A 17,620-nucleotide genomic window follows, 5' to 3' on the forward strand; every position below is an offset into this window, starting at 1 on the left:
AGGCGTACATGACCATCATCGACAACCCCGCGCTGGTTCCGGCCCCGCGGTCCGACGACGACGGGCCCCTGCTCGAAGTCCGCGACCTGCACGTCGAGTTCCACACCCGTGACGGCATCGTCCGTGCGGTGAACGGCGTCAACTACAGCGTCAGCTCCGGCGAGACGCTGGCCGTACTCGGCGAGTCCGGCTCCGGCAAGTCCGTCACCGCCCAGGCGATCATGGGCATCCTCGACATGCCGCCCGGCAAGATCCCGCAGGGCGAGATCCTGTACCGCGGCCAGGACATGCTGAAGATGGCGCCGGACGAGCGGCGCAAGCTGCGCGGCGCGAAGATCGCCATGATCTTCCAGGACGCGCTGTCCTCCCTCAACCCCGTGCTGACGGTGGGCTACCAGCTCGCCGAGATGTTCCGGGTGCACCAGGGCCTCAGCAAGAAGGAGGCCAAGGCGAAGGCCATCGAGCTGATGGACCGGGTGAAGATCCCGGCCGCGGCGGCCCGCGTCAACGACTACCCGCACCAGTTCTCCGGCGGTATGCGCCAGCGCATCATGATCGCGATGGCGCTCGCCCTGGAGCCGGACCTGATCATCGCCGACGAGCCGACCACGGCCCTCGACGTGACGGTCCAGGCCCAGGTCATGGACCTGCTCGCGGAGCTGCAGCGCGAGTACAACATGGGCCTCATCCTCATCACGCACGACCTGGGCGTCGTCGCCGACGTCGCCGACAAGATCGCCGTGATGTACGCGGGCCGGATCGTCGAGCAGGCGCCGGTCCACGAGATCTACAAGCGGCCCGCGCACCCGTACACGCGCGGTCTGCTGGACTCGATCCCGCGCCTGGACCAGAAGGGCCAGGAGCTCTACGCGATCCAGGGTCTGCCGCCCAACCTCCTGAAGACCCCGCCCGGTTGCGCGTTCAACCCGCGGTGCCCGAAGGCGCAGGACATCTGCCGCACCGACATCCCGGCGCTCGTCGAGGTGACGGAGCAGGACGGCGGCGCGCTGCCCGGCCGGCGCAGCGCCTGCCACTTCTGGAAGGAGACGATCCATGGCTGAGCTCAGCAAGAAGGACTCCGAGAACGCAGCCGTGGACGCCACCCCGAACGTCACGGACGTCGAGGTCGTCAAGGCGGCCGGTGAGGACGCGGCCGTCGCCGCCCTCGACAGGACGATCGAGCGCGGGGAGCCGATCCTCCAGGTCCGCAACCTGAAGAAGCACTTCCCGCTCACGCAGGGCATCCTCTTCAAGAAGCAGATCGGCGCGGTCAAGGCCGTCGACGGGATCTCCTTCGACCTGTACCAGGGCGAGACCCTGGGCATCGTCGGCGAGTCCGGCTGCGGCAAGTCGACCGTCGCCAAGCTCCTGATGAGCCTGGAGAAGGCGACCGCGGGCGAGGTCTTCTACAAGGGCCAGGACATCACCAGGCTGTCGGGACGCGCCCTGAAGGCCGTCCGCCGCAACATCCAGATGGTGTTCCAGGACCCGTACACCTCGCTCAACCCGCGTATGACGGTGGGCGACATCATCGGGGAGACCTTCGAGATCCACCCCGAGGTGGCTCCGAAGGGCGACCGGCGCCGCAAGGTCCAGGACCTGCTCGACGTCGTCGGCCTCAACCCGGAGTACATCAACCGGTACCCGCACCAGTTCTCCGGCGGTCAGCGCCAGCGCATCGGCATCGCCCGCGGCCTCGCGCTCAACCCGGAGATCATCATCTGCGACGAGCCGGTGTCGGCCCTGGACGTGTCCGTCCAGGCGCAGGTCATCAACCTGATGGAGAAGCTGCAGGACGAGTTCAACCTCTCCTACATCTTCATCGCGCACGACCTGTCGATCGTCCGGCACATCTCGGACCGGGTCGGGGTCATGTACCTCGGCAAGATGGCCGAGATCGGCACGGACACGCAGATCTACGACCACCCGACGCACCCCTACACGCAGGCGCTGCTCTCCGCGGTGCCCGTGCCGGACCCGGAGGCCCGTGAGGGCCGCGAGCGCATCATCCTCACCGGTGACGTGCCCTCGCCGGCGAACCCGCCCTCGGGCTGCCGCTTCCGCACCCGGTGCTGGAAGGCGCAGGACAAGTGCGCCGAGGAGGTCCCGCTCCTCGCGATCCCCGAGCGCTTCAAGGGCTCGGACTCGGAGGCGGCCCACGATTCCGCCTGCCACTTCGCCGAGGAGAAGGACGTCGTCCACGCGTCCTGACCCGCACACCAAGCCCGCCGGCCCGCACCTCCTGGTGCGGGCCGCCGGTCGTTCCGGGAACGGGACCGCGCAGTAGGGGCCGAGCCCCCTTGTCCGGCCACGCGCGCCCACGCGCCGGAGCCCCTCCCGATACGGCCCCGACGGGGCACTTGGCCCGCGCCCCCTGACGGGGCTGATCTGCACCGGCCCGCTCGCCTTTGGCCAGCCGCCTTCTCCCACCCGCCCGCCCCCTCCGGGGCGTTCGGCCCGGCACTCGGCCTCGGGCAGCAGCCCCCTGGGCGAGCCGTGCAGCGGGCCTCCGCCACAGTCGCCGAGCTCCGCCGCCGTCAGCCGCGCCGTCGTGGCCGCGCGCGCCCACGCGGCGCAGCCGTAATGCGACACCGCCCCCTGCTCGGGCCGCACCGGCTACGCGCTCCAGTTGCCTTCGCCGTCGGCGGCACCCCGCGCAGCTGACGACGCAGCCAGCCCCCGAGCGTTGTCAGAGCTCGGTCGTATCGTGGCGGCATGGCAGCGATCAATGTTCCGCACACAGTCCTCGAGCCCTGGTCCGAGGGTGATTTGGACCTGCTCCGGAGGAACAACACGCCGGAGATGACCGAACACCTCGGTGGTCCGGAGAGCGAGGAGCGGCTCGTCGAGAGGCACCGGCGCTACCTCGACCCGGAGGCGAACGGGACCATGTTCCGTGTCGTGCTGCTGCCGAAGGGCCGGGCGGTGGGCTCGACCGGCTTCTGGGACCACGAGTGGGGCGGCGAGCCGGCCTACGAGACGGGGTACGGGATCCTGCCGGAGTTCCAGGGGCGCGGCCTGGCGGTGGCGGCGACCAAGGCGGTGGTCGCCAGGGCCGCGGCCGACGGCAGGCGTCGCTTCCTGTACGCCTTTCCCTCCGTCCACCACGCCGCGTCGAACGCGGTCTGCCGCAAGGCGGGGTTCGAACTCGTCGAGGAGTGCGAGTTCGAGTACCCCAAGGGGAACTTCATCCGCTCGAACGTGTGGCGGACGGACCTTTCGGCGGCCGCCGCCTAGCCGCCGCCCACGTTCACATCGTCACATCGCGGAGGAGAACCGTGGTTCAGGCTCAGTTCATGCGCACCGCCCGACTCGAGCTCGTACCCCTCGAAGTGGCGCACGCCGGGGAGATGGTGCGGGTGCTTCGGGATCCGGCGCTGCACGGCTTCATCGGGGGTGAGCCGTACGGTGAGGAGGAGCTCAGGGCGCGGTACGAGAGGCTCGTCGCGGGGTCTCCGGACCCGGGCACCGTCTGGCTGAACTGGGTCGTACGGGTCACGGAGGAGCACGTCCTGACCGGCACCGTCCAGGCCACCGTCGACCTCACCCACCGCACCGCCGAGATCGCCTGGATCACCGGCACCCCCTGGCAGGGCAGAGGCATCGCGAGCGAGGCGGCGAAGGCCCTGGCCGACGCCCTGGCGGCCGGCCGGATCGCGGGCCCGCTCGACACGGTCCTGGCCCACATCCACCCGGAGCACCACGCCTCCGCCGCCGTGGCCCGAGCCGCGGGCCTCACTCCCACCGACGTCCACCAGGACGGCGAGGTCCGCTGGGTCCGCCCCGCACCGGCCGTCTGACCGGCCCTCCCGCGGCCTCTTCCGACCGCGTACACCCGTTGGCCCACCCGGCGTGCGACATGTCCGGGTTGAGTTGATATTGAGGCGTACGTGACGCGTGATCGGCAAGAGTCGGTAAGAGGAGGCACTCCATGCGTGGAGCCACGCACGCCAAATGGGCTGCAGGTGCGGTGGCCGTAGCCCTCGCGGCGACGGCCTGTGGTGGAGGCAGTGACAGTGGGGGAGGCGGCGGTGGCGGTGACGGCTCCGGCGTCGTGCGCTCCTCCTGGGGCGACCCGCAGAACCCGCTGGAGCCCGCCAACACCAACGAGGTGCAGGGCGGCAAGGTCCTCGACATGATCTTCCGGGGTCTCAAGCGGTACGACCCGAAGACCGGCGAGGCCAAGGACATGCTCGCCGAGAAGATCGACACCTCCGACTCGCAGAACTTCACCATCACCGTCAAGGACGGCTGGACGTTCTCAAACGGCGAGAAGGTCACCGCGAAGTCCTTCGTCGACGCCTGGAACTACGGCGCGAGCCTGAAGAACAACCAGAAGAACGCCTACTTCTTCGGCCAGATCGACGGCTACGACAAGGTCCACCCCGACAGCGGCACCCAGTCGGCCCAGACCCTGTCCGGCCTCAAGGTCACCGGCGACCGCACCTTCACGGTCAAGCTGAACCAGAAGTTCTCGCTGTGGCCCGACACCCTCGGCTACGCGGCCTTCTCCCCGCTCCCGAAGGCGTTCTTCGACGACCACGAGGCCTGGGTCAAGAAGCCCGTGGGCAACGGCCCGTACACGGTGGATTCGTACCAGAAGGGCTCCCAGATGTCCCTGCGCAAGTGGGACAAGTACCCGGGACCCGACGGCGCGCAGAACGGCGGCGTGGACCTCAAGGTCTACACCGACAACAACACGGCCTACACCGACCTGACCGCCGGCAACCTCGACCTCGTCGACGACGTGCCCGCGTCCCAGCTCAAGAACGTGAAGGCCGACCTCGGCGACCGGTACATCAACACGCCGGCCGGCATCCTGCAGACCCTCGCCTTCCCGTTCTACGACCCCGCGTGGAACAAGGCGGACAGCGACAAGGTCCGCAAGGGCCTGTCCATGGCGATCAACCGCAAGCAGATCACCGAGACGATCTTCCAGAACACCCGCACCCCGGCCACCGACTGGACCTCCCCGGTCCTCGGCGAGAAGGGCGGCTACAAGCCCGGCCTGTGCGGCAAGTACTGCGACTACAACCCCACCGAGGCCAAGAAGCTGGTCAAGGAGGGCGGCGGCATCCCCGGCGGCCAGGTGCAGCTCGGCTACAACGCCGACACCGGCAGCCACAAGGAGTGGGTGGACGCGGTCTGCAACTCCATCAACAACGCGCTGGACAACGACAAGGCCTGCGTCGGCAGCCCCACCGGCACCTTCGCCGACTTCCGCAACAAGATCACGCAGAAGAAGATGAAGGGCCCGTTCCGCGCCGGCTGGCAGATGGACTACCCGCTCATCCAGAACTTCCTGCAGCCGCTGTACTACACCAACGCCTCCTCCAACGACGGCCACTGGTCGAACAAGCAGTTCGACAAGCTGATCGACGAGGCGAACGCCGAGTCCGACTCCGCGGCGGCCATCAAGAAGTTCCAGGAGGCCGAGGGCGTCGTCCGCGACAACATGGCCGCGATCACGCTCTGGTACCAGAACGGCAGCGCCGGCTACTCGGACAAGGTCTCCAACGTCGCGCTGAACCCGTTCAGCGTCCCCGTCTACAACGAGATCAAGGTCAACTGACCCCAGGAGGGCGGCAGTCCGGACCGGTCACCGGCCGGACTGCCGCCCTCACCGCTCACGGAACCGGAACCCGGAGTCCTCATGGGACGTTATGTGATCCGGCGCCTGCTGCAGATGATCCCGGTCTTCATCGGCGCGACGCTGCTGATCTTCCTCATGGTCAACGTGATGGGCGACCCGATCGCCGGCCTCTGCGGCGACCGGGCCTGCGACCCGGCCACCAAGGCCCAGCTGGAGAAGGAGTTCGGCCTCGACAAGCCGGTGCTCCAGCAATACCTGACGTACATGGGGAACGTGTTCACCGGCGACTTCGGCACGGCGTTCAACGGCCAGAAGGTCACCGAGCTGATGGCCAGCGCGTTCCCGGTCACCATCCGGCTGACCATCGTCGCCATCCTCTTCGAGATCATCGTCGGCATCACCCTCGGTGTGATCACCGGCCTGCGCCGCGGCCGCCCGATCGACACCGGCGTGCTGCTGCTGACCCTCGTCGTGATCTCCATCCCGACGTTCGTCACCGGTCTGCTGCTGCAACTGCTGCTCGGCGTCGAATGGGGCTGGATCAGTCCAGCGGTCTCCACCGAGGCCCCGTTCAGCGAACTGATCGTGCCGGGCCTCGTGCTCGCCTCGGTCTCCCTCGCCTACGTGACCCGGCTGACCCGCACCTCGATCGCGGAGAACCGGCGCGCCGACTACGTCCGCACCGCCATCGCGAAGGGCCTGCCCCGGCGCCGCGTCATCACCCGGCACCTGCTGCGCAACTCGCTGATCCCCGTGGTCACCTTCATCGGCGCCGACATCGGCTCCCTGATGGGCGGCGCCATCGTCACCGAGCGCATCTTCAACATCCACGGCGTCGGCTTCCAGATCTACCAGGGCATCGTGCGCCAGAACACCCAGACCGTGGTCGGCTTCGTCACGATCCTCGTCCTGGTCTTCCTCATGGTGAACCTGATCGTCGACCTCCTGTACGCCGTACTCGACCCGAGGATCCGCTATGCCTGAACCCGAAGCGCCAGAGCCTGCACCCTGGTCCGGCGGCGGGCGGGCCCCCGAGGACGGGGCCATCGCGGCGACCGGCATGGGCGGCGCCATGGACCTCGCCACGAGCGAGGGCGAGACCCTGGAGAAGACCCGAACCGGCGGACCCGCCGGCGGCGGTCCCTCCGGCAAGCCCCGCAGCCTGTGGTCGGACGCCTGGCGCGACCTGCGCCGCAACCCGGTCTTCATCATCTCCGGGCTGATCATCCTGTTCCTGGTCTTCATCTCGATCTGGCCGCAGGCCATCGCCTCGGGAAACCCGCTCTCCTGCGACCTCGCCAAGGCCCAGGAGGGCTCCCAGCCGGGCCACCCCTTCGGCTTCAACGGCCAGGGCTGCGACGTCTACACCCGGACCGTGTACGGCGCCCGGAACTCGATCACCGTCGGCGTCTGCGCCACCCTCGGCGTCGCGCTCCTCGGCTCCGTCCTCGGCGGCCTCGCGGGCTTCTTCGGCGGCTTCTGGGACTCGATCCTGTCCCGGATCACCGACATCTTCTTCGCGATCCCCGTCGTCCTCGGCGGCCTCGTCCTGCTGTCCGTCGTCACCAGCAACACCGTCTGGCCCGTCGTCGGCTTCATGGTGCTGCTCGGCTGGCCGCAGATCTCCCGCATCGCCCGCGGCTCCGTCATCACCGCCAAACAGCACGACTACGTGCAGGCGGCCCGCGCCCTCGGCGCCTCCAACTCCCGCATGCTGCTGCGGCACATCACGCCGAACGCCATCGCACCGGTCATCGTCGTCGCGACCATCGCGCTCGGCACGTACATCGCGCTCGAGGCGACCCTCTCGTACCTCGGTGTCGGTCTGAAGCCGCCGGCCGTCAGCTGGGGCATCGACATCTCGGCCGCCTCCGCCTACATCCGCAACGCCCCCCACATGCTGCTGTGGCCGGCCGGCGCCCTCGCCCTCACCGTCCTCGCGTTCATCATGCTCGGCGACGCGGTGCGCGACGCCCTCGACCCGAAGCTGAGGTAGCGCCCATGCCGTTGCTCGAAGTACACGATCTGCACGTCGAGTTCCACACCCGGGACGGCGTCGCCAAGGCCGTGAACGGCGTCAACTACACCGTCGACGAGGGCGAGACACTCGCCGTGCTCGGCGAGTCAGGCTCCGGCAAGTCCGTCACCGCCCAGGCCGTCATGGGCATCCTCGACGTGCCGCCCGGCAAGATCACCGGCGGCGAGATCCTCTTCAAGGGCCGCGACCTGCTGAAGCTCAAGGAGGAGGAGCGGCGCAGGGTGCGCGGCGCCGAGATGGCGATGATCTTCCAGGACGCGCTGTCCTCCCTCAACCCCGTGCTCAGCGTCGGCGAGCAGATCGGCGAACTGTTCGTCGTCCACAAGGGCACGTCCAAGAAGGACGGGAAGGCCAAGGCCGTCGAGCTGATGGACCGGGTGCGCATCCCCGCCGCGAAGGAACGCGTCGGCCAGTACCCGCACCAGTTCTCCGGCGGCATGCGCCAGCGCATCATGATCGCGATGGCGCTCGCCCTCGAACCCGACCTGATCATCGCCGACGAGCCCACCACGGCCCTCGACGTCACCGTGCAGGCCCAGGTCATGGACCTGCTCGCCGAGCTCCAGCGCGAGCTCAACATGGGCCTCATCCTCATCACCCACGACCTCGGCGTCGTCGCCGACGTCGCCGACAAGATCGCCGTCATGTACGCGGGCCGCATCGTCGAGACGTCCCCCGTCCACGGGATCTACAAGCGGCCCGCCCACCCGTACACCAAGGGCCTGCTCGAGTCGATCCCGCGCCTGGACCAGAAGGGCCAGGAGCTGTTCGCCATCAAGGGACTGCCGCCCAACCTCATGAACATCCCGCCCGGCTGCGCCTTCAACCCGCGCTGCCCGATGGCCCAGGACATCTGCCGCACCGACGTCCCGCCGCTCTACGAGGTCGCCCCGGAGCGGCGCAGCGCCTGCCACTTCTGGAAGGAGACGCTCGATGCCTCAAGCTGAACCCCTCCTGGAGGTACAGGGCCTGGTCAAGCACTACCCCCTCACCCAGGGCATCCTGATCAAGAAGCAGGTCGGCGCGGTCAAGGCCGTCGACGGCGTCGACTTCGAGCTGGCCCAGGGCGAGACCCTCGGCATCGTGGGCGAGTCCGGCTGCGGCAAGTCGACCGTCGCCAAGATGCTGGTCAACCTCGAACGCCCCACCGCCGGCGCCATCAAGTACAAGGGCGAGGACATCACCAAGCTGTCCGGCCGCGCCCTGAAGGCCGTCCGCCGCAACATCCAGATGGTGTTCCAGGACCCGTACACCTCGCTCAACCCGCGCATGACGGTCGGCGACATCATCGGCGAGCCGTACGAGATCCACCCCGAAGTGGCCCCGAAGGGCGACCGGCGCAAGCGCGTCCAGGACCTCCTCGACGTGGTCGGCCTCAACCCCGAGTACATCAACCGGTACCCGCACCAGTTCTCCGGCGGCCAGCGCCAGCGCATCGGCATCGCCCGCGGCCTCGCCCTGCGCCCCGAGATCATCGTCGCCGACGAACCGGTCTCCGCGCTCGACGTCTCCGTCCAGGCCCAGGTCGTCAACCTCCTCGACCGGCTCCAGTCCGAGTTCGACCTCTCCTACGTCTTCATCGCGCACGACCTCTCGATCGTGCGGCACATCTCCGACCGGGTCGGCGTGATGTACCTGGGCCGCATCGTCGAGATCGGCACGGACGCCGAGATCTACGAGCATCCGACGCACCCCTACACGCAGGCGCTGCTTTCGGCCGTGCCCGTCCCGGACCCGGACGCGCGCGAGCACCGCGAGCGGATCATCCTCTCCGGCGACGTCCCGTCCCCGGCGAACCCGCCCTCGGGCTGCCGCTTCCGCACCCGCTGCTGGAAGGCGCAGCAGCGCTGCGTGGACGAGGTCCCCCTCCTGGCGGTCCCGGCGGTCTTCCGCATCGGCGAGGAGGCCAACCCCGCGAAGCACCCGTCGGCCTGCCACTTCGCGGAAGAGAAGCACGTGGTGCCCAGCGATTAGGGGGCAGTTCCGTCTGCTGGGTTCGCTGGTTCGGCGGCTCTCCCCGCGTCGTGGCTGATCGCGCAGTTCCCCGCGCCCCTGAAGGCATGCGGCTTCGCCGCGCCTTCCCCAGATGAAAGGCGCCCCGCGCCTTTGTCGGGGAGATGCGGCGCGAAGCGCCATGCATCTCAGGGGCGCGGGGAACTGCGCGACCAGCCCCCACCGGGCCGTCAGCGACCGTCCAACCCCAGCGACCTCTTCAGGAAGTCCACCTGGAGCAGGAGCAGGTTCTCGGCGACCTGCTCCTGTGGCGTCATGTGCGTGACACCGGACAGTGGCAGCACCTCGTGCGGTCGCCCGTCCGCCAACAGCGCGGAGCTCAGCCGCAGCGCGTGCGCCACGACCACGTTGTCGTCGGCCAGCCCGTGCACGATGAGCATCGGCCGGTGCTGCGCGGCCACCTCGGACAGCCCGTCGTCCGTCACCAGAGAACTCTTCGCGTACGCCGCCGAGTCGACACCCGGGTCGCCCAGATACCGCTCCGTGTAGTGGGTGTCGTACAGCCGCCAGTCCGTGACCGGCGCCCCCGCGATCCCCGCGTGGAAGACGTCCGGCCGCCGCAGCACCGCGAGCGCCGACAGGTACCCCCCGTACGACCACCCGCGCATCGCCACCTTGGACAGGTCCAGCGGAAAACGCTCGGCAAGGGCGTGCAGCGCCGTCACCTGGTCGTCCAGGGTCACCGTGAAGTCGCCCAGGATCGACTTCTCGCGCCCGGGGGAGAGGCCGGGCGTGCCCCGCCCGTCCGCGACGATCACCGCGAAGCCCTGGTCGGCGAACCACTGCGAGGTCAGGCACGGATTGTGCGCGGCCATGACCCGCTGCCCGTGCGGCCCGCCGTAGGGGTCCATGAGCACGGGAAGCGGCCCGTCGCCCTCCCGGTACGAGGTCGGCAGCAGCACCGCGCAGGGGACGCCGTCCGCCTCCGTGAGCGTCACGCGCGGGGCGAGCACGGGCCGTTCGGCGTACGAGGCGATGTCCGCCACGTGCTTGCCGTCGCGCTCCACCCGCACCCGCGCCCCGGGCTCGGCGAGCGTCGCCGAGACGAGGACGGTGACGTCGCCGCCGCGCACCGCGGAGTGCACGCCGGGCTCGGTCGTCACGCGCTGCACGCCCAGCTCGTTGACCCGCAGGACATGCACCTCGCCGGTCTCCGGGAACTCGGCGTCGGCGCCCGCGGACGCCGAGACCAGCACATCGCTCTCTCCGACGTCGAGCACGGCCCGCACGTGGAACTGGGGCCCGGTCAGCGGCCGTTCACCCACCGCGAGGACCCGCGCCCCGCCCTCGTCCGCGATCCGCACCAGCTGCCCGCTCGGCGACCAGCAGGGCACGCCGGGCAGCAGCTCCAGCCACTGGTCGTCCTCGTCGGCGTGCACCATCCGCGTCGAACCGTCGACCGGGTCCACCGCCAGGTAGAGCGCGCTGCGCTGGTCGCGGGCCTGCACGAGGATCAGCGGGGCGCCGTCCGCGGACCAGTGCACCCGGGCCAGGTACGGGTACGCCTTGCGGTCCCAGACGATCTCGGTGCGGGCCCCGTCGAGGCCGTACGCGAAGAGCCGCACCTCGGCGTTGGGCGTCCCCGCCGCCGGGTACGCGGTGCGGGCCGGCTCACGGTCCGGGTGGGCCGGATCGGCGATCCACCAGCGCTGCACGGCGGCGTCGTCCGCGCGGGCCACGAGCAGCCGGTCCGAGTCGGGGGACCACCAGTGGCCCCGGTAGCGGGACATCTCCTCGGCGGCGATGAACTCGGCGAGCCCGTAGGTGACCGTGTCCGACTCGGGCTCGGCCAGCGCCCGGTCGCCCGCGCCGTCCGCGCCCACGACCCGCAGCGCGCCCTGCGTCACGTACGCGACGTGCAGGCCGTCGGGGGAGGGGCGGGGGTCGATGACCGGCCCGGGGACCGGGAGTTCACGGGCGGTGCCCGCGCGCAGCTCGGCGACGAAGAGGCGGCCTGACAGCGCGAACGCGGCCAGTTCCACGGCGGCGTCCGTCGCGTAGCCCACGATGCCGGCGCCGCCCTCGCGGCTGCGCTCGCGCCGGGCCCGCTCCTGCGCCGAGAGCCGCTCCGAGGCACCGTCGAGCAGCGCCACCGGGTCGGCGGCCACCCGCTCCTGACCGGACGTCACGTCGAGCACCCACAGCGCGTTCGCCCGGTCCGTGCCGGACGGGGACCGCAGGAAGGCGACGCGCTCCCCGTCCGGCGCGACCGTGAAGGCGCGCGGCGCCCCCAGGGTGAAACGCTGGGTCCGCGCGTGCTGCCGCGGGAAGGAGTACGCCGCCTCGGCGCCGGTGTCTGTTCCGATCTCGGTGGTCATCCCCGCAGCCTAGGCTGCGGGACCCCGCACACGCGCCCCCTGTGTCCCCGTGCGCGGCCTGAAGGGCTCCCTCGCGAGGGCGTGCGCCCCCGCGCGCTCCCCGCCGCCCCCGTGCACCCTTCCCGCGACTCATGCGCGGCGACGCATAGTTATCATGCATACGCACTGCGTGGGCAGTTCACTTTCACCGCTCGACTTTGTGGCACGACCTCGTAGCTCGACTTCATAGCCCGACGTCCGGATCACCTTGGAGGAGGACCGCTGTGGCACTCTCGATCTCGGCCGTGGTGCTGTTCGCGATCATCGTCTTCATTCTGACGAAGAAGTCCGGCCTGAAGTGGGGGCACGCGATCGTCTGCATGCTGCTCGGCTTCTACCTGGCGAGCTCCTCCATCGCCCCGTCCATCACCCAGCTGACGACGAACGTCGCGGGGATGATCGGCGGCATCAAGTTCTAGCGCCGCTCGATTTAGGGTGGGCGCATGACCGAACTGCCCGCCCGGCGTCTGCTGCTCGTGCACGCGCACCCCGACGACGAGTCGATCAACAACGGCGCCACGATGGCCAAGTACGCCGCCGAAGGCGCCCACGTCACGCTGGTGACCTGCACCCTCGGCGAAGAGGGCGAGGTCATTCCGGCAGATCTGGCACATCTCGCCCCGGACCGGGAGGATCTGCTCGGCCCGCACCGCATCGGCGAGCTGGCCGCCGCCATGAAGGAGCTCGGCGTCGCCGACCACCGCTTCCTCGGCGGCCCGGGCCGCTACCGCGACTCCGGGATGATGGGCGCCGAGCAGAACGAGCGGCCCGGCTCCTTCTGGTCCGCCGACCTCGACGAGGCCGCCGCGCACCTGGTCGCCGTCGTCCGCGAGATCCGTCCGCAGGTCCTCGTCACGTACGACCCCGACGGCGGCTACGGCCACCCCGACCACATCCAGGCGCACCGCGTCGCCCACCGGGCCGCGGAGCTCGCCGCCGAGCCCGCCTTCCGGCGCGATCTGGGCGAACCGCACACGATCGAGAAGATCTACTGGAACCGGGTGCCCCGCACCGTCGTCGAGGACGGCTTCCGGCGCCTCGCCGCGGACCTGGCCGCCACCCCGTTCACCGTCGCCGCCGCCGTGTCCGACGTCCCCGGCGTCACCGACGACGAGCGGATCACCACCGAGATCGACGGCCGCCCCTACGCGGACCGCAAGGCCGCCGCGATGCGCGCCCACGCCACCCAGGTCGACGTCACGGCCGACGGCACGGTCTTCGCGCTGTCCAACGACCTGGCGCAGCCGCTGTTCGACATCGAGTACTACGAGTTGGTGCGGGGCGAGCCCGGATCGGCCCACGAGAAGGACCTGTTCGAGGGAGTGCGCGCGTGAGCGGCGGCAAGACGGCGACGGACCGGCAGGTCGACCTGCCCTTCTCCTTCGGCGGGGCCTCACCGGCCCGGATTGCTGCCCTGCTCCTGCTGCTGGTGCTCGGCGCGCTGGCCGGCCTCGCGGGCGCGCTCGTCCAAAGCGGCTGGTTCCCGGGCGGGTTGCTGCTCGCGCTCGTCGGTGCGGCCGGCCTCTTCCTCGGCGGCGCCCGCCTGCTGCGCACCCGCACCGGCGCCCTGATCCCCGCGGCCGGCTGGCTCGTCGCGGTCGTCCTGCTCACCACGAGCCGCCCCGAGGGCGACTTCGTGTTCGGCGCCGGCCTCGGCTCGTACGTCTTCCTGCTCGGCGGGATGGCCGTGGCTGTGATGTGCGCCACCCTTGGCGCGGGGCGGCAACCACCCGCGTCCGACGCCCGACTTGGGAAGTGACGTACCACTTCGACGACCTCGCCGCACGGGATTCACCATCCGTCACACAGTGACTCCCGGCCGCGGCCAGTATGGTGGTGCGCGCCGCCGAGCAGCCCGCGCGAGGTCGAGACGGGCGGCGGAGCCAACCGGGAGAACCTGCCTTGAGTCGTGAAACTGACAGTTCGTCCTCCGGGCCCCAGGGGCGCGGGGCTGCCGCGTACCCGTCGGGAACGCCTCCTTACGGGACGTCCGCGCGTCCCGGCGACGCCGGATCGACGCCTCCGGGCGACGAGGGCACCGACATTCCGGACGCGCCGAAGACCGAGACCACGCTGACGACCCGGATCCGGATCAACATCCCCGGCTCCCGGCCGATCCCGCCGGTCGTCATGCGCACACCGATGAGCGATGCGGACGGCAAGCCCAAGGACGGCGCGGAGCCGTCCCGGCCGGCGGCCGGGGCCCCCGCCGACGACGCGTCCCGGCCCTCGGCCCTCGCGTCCTACGCGGCCTCGACGACGGAGTCCGGGACGCCGGCCGGTGCCCCGCAGGCGCCCGCCGAGCCCGGGACGCCGCGCGAGGAGAAGACCAGCGACTGGTTCGCCCCGCGCAAGGCGGCGCCCGCCGCCTCGGCCTCCGGCGACCAGTCCTCCGACCCCGAGCCGCAGGCACCCCGGACGCCCGAGGCGCCCCGGGACGGCGGTTCGTCCGGCGGTTTCGACGTGACCGGAGCGATCGCCACCGGCCCGCTCGGTTCGTCCTCCGGCCCGCGCCCGCAGGCGCCCGGCGACCGCGGCGACCTGCCGTTCTTCTCCGGTGGCCAGGAGTCCGGCGCACCCGGCCGCGGCCCGGCGGGCCCGACGACGGGCCCCGTCAGCGGCGACGGCCCGATGATCACCTCCGGTGTCCCCGACCCGGCCGTCCCCGGCGCGCAGTCCGTGCCCCGGATGAGCGACGACACCGCGATCCTCACCCCGCAGAAGCCGGCCCCCGAGTCCGGCCCCTCCGCGCAGGGCGCCGGCCATGTCTCCGGTGACACCCTCACCAGCGGCATCCCGCGCGTCCCCGGGGCCGGCGGCCCCGGCTCGCCGTTCGCCCCGCCCACCGGCGGCCAGGGCCCGGCCCCCACGCCGTTCACCCCGCCGAAGCTGCCGGACCCGGTGCCGGCCCAGTCCGCCCCCGCCAAGAAGAAGGGCCGCAACAAGCTGGTCCTGATCGGCGCCGGCGTCGTCGGCCTGGCCGGTGTCGCCTACGGCGCGGGCCTGCTCATGAACCACTCCGACGTCCCCAAGGGCACCACCGTCCTCGGCGTCGACATCGGCGGCGGCACCCGCGACGAGGCCGCCGCCAAGCTGGAGACCGCCTTCGGCGCCCGCACCGACCAGGCCCTGAAGCTCGCCGTCGACGGCAGGACCGTCGAGCTGAAGCCGGCCCAGGCGGGCCTCTCCCTGGACAGCGCGGCCACCGTCAGCGCCGCCGCGGGCAGCGACTACAACCCGGTGTCCGTGATCGGCTCCCTGTTCGGCGGCGAGCGCGTCGTCGACCCGGTCATGCCGGTCGACAACGAGAAGCTCGCGGCCGCCCTGGAGCGGGCCGCGGGCGGCGCCGCCGCGTCCGGCGACGGCACCATCCGCTTCGAGCCCGGCAAGGCCGTCGCCGTCTACGGCAAGACCGGCAAGGGCATCGACGTGGAGAAGTCCACCGCCGCCGTCAGCGAGGCCTACCGCGCCCAGGTCGAGACGGGCGCCTCGGGCCCCGTCGACGTCCCGACGACGACCCGGCAGCCCACGGTGCCGAACGCCGAGGTCGACCGGAAGATGAAGCAGTTCGCCGAGCCGGCCATGTCCGGGCTCATCACCATCAAGGCGGGCAGCGCGTCCATCCCGTTCGGCCCCGACAAGTCGCTGCCGAAGATCCTCGGCATGAAGGCCGTCGACGGCAAGCTCTCCGAGACGTACGACCTCGACGCCCTGAAGAAGCTGTACGGCAACACCTTCGACGGCGTCCTGATCACCCGCGGCACCGGCAAGAAGACCCCGGTCACCCCGCAGGACGTCGCCCAGGCGATGGGCCGGGCGCTGCTCGGCAAGACCCCGGCCGAGCGCATCGTGGAGATCGACACCAACCCCACGTAGCGGGCCCCGTCACGGCTCCCGCATGACATCCGTCATGCGGGAGTCGCGACGCGCGACACTGCCGGGCGCCACCCCCCGCCCGCGACGATGGCCGTATGAATGCAGCAGCGGTCACCTTCACCGGGGTCACCAAGGCCTACGGCACCGTCAAGGCGGTCGACGGCCTCAGCCTCGACCTGCACCCGGGCGAGACGGTCGCCCTCCTCGGGCCCAACGGCGCCGGTAAGTCGACCACCCTCGACCTCCTGCTCGGCCTGCGCCCCGCCGACAGCGGCGACGTCCGCGTCTTCGGCACCAGCCCCCGCGAGGCCATCGTGCGCGGCCGCGTCGGCGCCATGCTGCAGAGCGGCGGCCTCATGGACGAGGTCACCGTCGCCGAACTCGTCCAGCTGGCCTGCTCCCTGCACCCGCGCCCGTACCCGGCCGGCGAGGTGCTCAGCCGCGCGGGCATCGCCCAGATCGCCGACCGCAAGGTCAACAAGCTCTCCGGCGGCCAGGAGCAGCGCGTCCGCTTCGCCCTCGCCACCGCCGGTGACAGCGACCTGATCGTCCTCGACGAGCCGACCACCGGCATGGACGTCTCCGCCCGCCAGGCCTTCTGGGCCACGATGCGCGAGCAGGCCGACCGCGGCCGCACCGTCCTCTTCGCCACGCACTACCTGGAGGAGGCGGACGCCATCGCCGACCGCGTCCTCGTCCTGCACCGCGGCCGTCTCCTCGCCGACGGCACCGCCGCCGAGATCAAGGCGAAGGCGGGCGCCCGCAAGGTCTCCTTCGACCTCGACGGGGACCTCGACACCGACGCCCTCGCCGCGCTCCCGTTCCTGACCGCCATCACGTACTCCGGACCCACGGTCCGCATCCAGACCACCGACGCCGACGCGACCGTGCACGCCGTGTACGGGCTCGGCCTCTACCCGCGCAACCTGGAGGTCGCGGGCCTCGGCCTGGAGCAGGCCTTCGTCGCCATCACCGAGGCCGAGGAGGCCAGGACCCGATGAACAGCCTGATCAGACTGGAACTCGCCCGCGCCCTGCGCAACAAGAAGTTCCTGTTCTTCTCGGTGATCTACCCGTCCGTCCTGTTCCTCATCATCTCCGGGAGCGCGGGCGGCGCGGGCGACACGGTGGACGGCACCGGCCTGAACGTGGCCGCGTTCATGATGGTCTCGATGGCCTCCTTCGGCGCCCTCACCGCCGTCCTCATGGGCAACAGCGAACGCATCGCCAAGGAGCGCGAGAGCGGCTGGGTGCGCCAGCTGCGCCTGACCACCCTGCCGGGCCGCGGCTACGTCCTCGCCAAGACCGCGAGCGCCGCCGTTGTCTCCCTGCCGTCCATCGTGGTCGTCTTCGCCGTCGCCGCGCTCCTGAAGGACGTACGGTTCGAGGCCTGGCAGTGGCTCGCGCTCACCGGCGCGATCTGGGCCGGCAGCCTCTGCTTCGCCGCGCTCGGCGTCGCCATCGGCTACCTCGCGTCCGGCGACGCGGTCCGCCCCCTCACGATGATCGTCTACTTCGGCCTGTCCATCCTGGGCGGCCTGTGGATGCCCTCCACGACCTTCCCGCAGTGGCTGCAGGACATCGCGCGCTGGTTGCCCACGCACGCGTACGCTGCCCTCGGCCGGGCCATCGAACTGGGCGACGCCCCGCACGCCGGGGACGTCACCCTGCTCGTCGCGTACTTCCTGCTCTTCGCGGGCGGCGCCGCGTGGCTGTACCGGAAGGACACCCTGAAGGCGTGAGC

General features: G+C 70.9%; 16 protein-coding genes. 15 read left to right on the forward strand and 1 reads right to left on the reverse strand.

The genetic code is table 11. The features are described from left to right. The first annotated feature begins 8 nt into the window (after positions 1-8). From ACIBTU_RS21530 to ACIBTU_RS21570, 9 genes are all read left to right on the forward strand, one after another. Positions 9-1,061 (forward strand): ABC transporter ATP-binding protein, encoded by a 1,053-nt coding sequence (locus ACIBTU_RS21530; protein ID WP_399127912.1) that lies wholly within the window; start codon positions 9-11, stop codon positions 1,059-1,061. Next, positions 1,054-2,211 carry an ABC transporter ATP-binding protein gene (locus tag ACIBTU_RS21535; RefSeq protein ID WP_399127913.1) on the forward strand — a complete coding sequence of 386 codons (1,158 nt, stop codon included), beginning with the start codon at positions 1,054-1,056 and terminating at the stop codon, positions 2,209-2,211. Before ACIBTU_RS21530 ends, ACIBTU_RS21535 begins: the two co-directional genes overlap by 8 nt. 504 nt (positions 2,212-2,715) lie before the next feature. Then, positions 2,716-3,237, forward strand: a complete 522-nt coding sequence (locus ACIBTU_RS21540; protein WP_399127914.1) for a GNAT family N-acetyltransferase — start codon at positions 2,716-2,718, stop codon at positions 3,235-3,237. Between the two features lie 59 nt (positions 3,238-3,296). Then, positions 3,297-3,800: a GNAT family N-acetyltransferase gene (locus tag ACIBTU_RS21545; RefSeq protein WP_399127915.1), complete on the forward strand. Its 504-nt coding sequence runs from the start codon at positions 3,297-3,299 to the stop codon at positions 3,798-3,800. Between the two features lie 131 nt (positions 3,801-3,931). Further along, a complete protein-coding gene (locus tag ACIBTU_RS21550) occupies positions 3,932-5,572 on the forward strand; it encodes an ABC transporter substrate-binding protein (protein WP_399127916.1) in 1,641 nt (546 codons plus the stop codon). 81 nt (positions 5,573-5,653) lie between these two features. Beyond that, entirely contained in the window at positions 5,654-6,577 is a 924-nt protein-coding gene (locus tag ACIBTU_RS21555) for an ABC transporter permease (RefSeq protein ID WP_399127917.1), read from the forward strand. Further along, a complete protein-coding gene (locus tag ACIBTU_RS21560) occupies positions 6,570-7,589 on the forward strand; it encodes an ABC transporter permease (RefSeq protein ID WP_399127918.1) in 1,020 nt (339 codons plus the stop codon). The genes ACIBTU_RS21555 and ACIBTU_RS21560 overlap by 8 nt, the downstream gene beginning before the upstream one ends. Positions 7,590-7,594: 5 nt before the next feature. Continuing rightward, positions 7,595-8,578 (forward strand): ABC transporter ATP-binding protein, encoded by a 984-nt coding sequence (locus tag ACIBTU_RS21565; protein ID WP_399127919.1) that lies wholly within the window; start codon positions 7,595-7,597, stop codon positions 8,576-8,578. Beyond that, complete coding sequence (locus tag ACIBTU_RS21570) at positions 8,565-9,605, forward strand: ABC transporter ATP-binding protein (protein ID WP_399127921.1); 1,041 nt, start codon at positions 8,565-8,567, stop codon at positions 9,603-9,605. Before ACIBTU_RS21565 ends, ACIBTU_RS21570 begins: the two co-directional genes overlap by 14 nt. A 209-nt stretch (positions 9,606-9,814) precedes the next feature. Here ACIBTU_RS21570 and ACIBTU_RS21575 read toward each other — a convergent pair whose 3' ends face one another. Continuing rightward, positions 9,815-11,962, reverse strand: coding sequence for a prolyl oligopeptidase family serine peptidase (locus ACIBTU_RS21575; protein ID WP_399127922.1), 2,148 nt, complete (start codon positions 11,960-11,962; stop codon positions 9,815-9,817). A gap of 263 nt (positions 11,963-12,225) precedes the next feature. Here ACIBTU_RS21575 and ACIBTU_RS21580 point away from each other — a divergent pair, with 263 nt between their 5' ends. The 6 genes from ACIBTU_RS21580 to ACIBTU_RS21605 all read left to right on the forward strand — a co-directional run bounded on the left by ACIBTU_RS21580 (position 12,226) and on the right by ACIBTU_RS21605 (position 17,618). Continuing rightward, positions 12,226-12,420: a hypothetical protein gene (locus tag ACIBTU_RS21580; RefSeq protein ID WP_188337040.1), complete on the forward strand. Its 195-nt coding sequence runs from the start codon at positions 12,226-12,228 to the stop codon at positions 12,418-12,420. Between the two features lie 24 nt (positions 12,421-12,444). Then, the gene (mshB, locus tag ACIBTU_RS21585) at positions 12,445-13,335 is read left to right on the forward strand and encodes an N-acetyl-1-D-myo-inositol-2-amino-2-deoxy-alpha-D-glucopyranoside deacetylase (protein WP_399127923.1); all 891 of its coding nucleotides are present in this window, start codon (positions 12,445-12,447) and stop codon (positions 13,333-13,335) included. A 35-nt stretch (positions 13,336-13,370) separates the two neighbouring features. Then, positions 13,371-13,760: a DUF6113 family protein gene (locus ACIBTU_RS21590; protein ID WP_399128063.1), complete on the forward strand. Its 390-nt coding sequence runs from the start codon at positions 13,371-13,373 to the stop codon at positions 13,758-13,760. A gap of 143 nt (positions 13,761-13,903) precedes the next feature. Further along, positions 13,904-15,877 carry a hypothetical protein gene (locus ACIBTU_RS21595; protein ID WP_399127924.1) on the forward strand — a complete coding sequence of 658 codons (1,974 nt, stop codon included), beginning with the start codon at positions 13,904-13,906 and terminating at the stop codon, positions 15,875-15,877. A gap of 95 nt (positions 15,878-15,972) precedes the next feature. Continuing rightward, a complete protein-coding gene (locus tag ACIBTU_RS21600; protein WP_399127925.1) occupies positions 15,973-16,878 on the forward strand; it encodes an ABC transporter ATP-binding protein in 906 nt (301 codons plus the stop codon). Then, entirely contained in the window at positions 16,875-17,618 is a 744-nt protein-coding gene (locus ACIBTU_RS21605; RefSeq protein WP_399127926.1) for an ABC transporter permease, read from the forward strand. Before ACIBTU_RS21600 ends, ACIBTU_RS21605 begins: the two co-directional genes overlap by 4 nt. Positions 17,619-17,620 lie beyond the last annotated feature (2 nt).

The organism is Streptomyces sp. NPDC050145, assembly GCF_044460245.1.
In the GTDB taxonomy this organism is placed as follows: domain Bacteria; phylum Actinomycetota; class Actinomycetes; order Streptomycetales; family Streptomycetaceae; genus Streptomyces.

Bases quoted from the DNA above. Each gene is read 5' to 3' on its own strand.
- ACIBTU_RS21555 (WP_399127917.1), top strand. From the start codon at position 5,654: ATGGGACGTTATGTGATCCGGCGCCTGCTGCAGATGATCCCGGTCTTC.
- ACIBTU_RS21605 (WP_399127926.1), top strand. From the start codon at position 16,875: ATGAACAGCCTGATCAGACTGGAACTCGCCCGCGCCCTGCGCAACAAG.
- ACIBTU_RS21575 (WP_399127922.1), bottom strand. From the start codon at position 11,962: ATGACCACCGAGATCGGAACAGACACCGGCGCCGAGGCGGCGTACTCC.
- mshB (WP_399127923.1), top strand. From the start codon at position 12,445: ATGACCGAACTGCCCGCCCGGCGTCTGCTGCTCGTGCACGCGCACCCC.
- ACIBTU_RS21545 (WP_399127915.1), top strand. From the start codon at position 3,297: ATGCGCACCGCCCGACTCGAGCTCGTACCCCTCGAAGTGGCGCACGCC.
- ACIBTU_RS21600 (WP_399127925.1), top strand. From the start codon at position 15,973: ATGAATGCAGCAGCGGTCACCTTCACCGGGGTCACCAAGGCCTACGGC.
- ACIBTU_RS21550 (WP_399127916.1), top strand. From the start codon at position 3,932: ATGCGTGGAGCCACGCACGCCAAATGGGCTGCAGGTGCGGTGGCCGTA.
- ACIBTU_RS21530 (WP_399127912.1), top strand. From the start codon at position 9: ATGACCATCATCGACAACCCCGCGCTGGTTCCGGCCCCGCGGTCCGAC.
- ACIBTU_RS21565 (WP_399127919.1), top strand. From the start codon at position 7,595: ATGCCGTTGCTCGAAGTACACGATCTGCACGTCGAGTTCCACACCCGG.
- ACIBTU_RS21570 (WP_399127921.1), top strand. From the start codon at position 8,565: ATGCCTCAAGCTGAACCCCTCCTGGAGGTACAGGGCCTGGTCAAGCAC.
- ACIBTU_RS21560 (WP_399127918.1), top strand. From the start codon at position 6,570: ATGCCTGAACCCGAAGCGCCAGAGCCTGCACCCTGGTCCGGCGGCGGG.
- ACIBTU_RS21540 (WP_399127914.1), top strand. From the start codon at position 2,716: ATGGCAGCGATCAATGTTCCGCACACAGTCCTCGAGCCCTGGTCCGAG.
- ACIBTU_RS21535 (WP_399127913.1), top strand. From the start codon at position 1,054: ATGGCTGAGCTCAGCAAGAAGGACTCCGAGAACGCAGCCGTGGACGCC.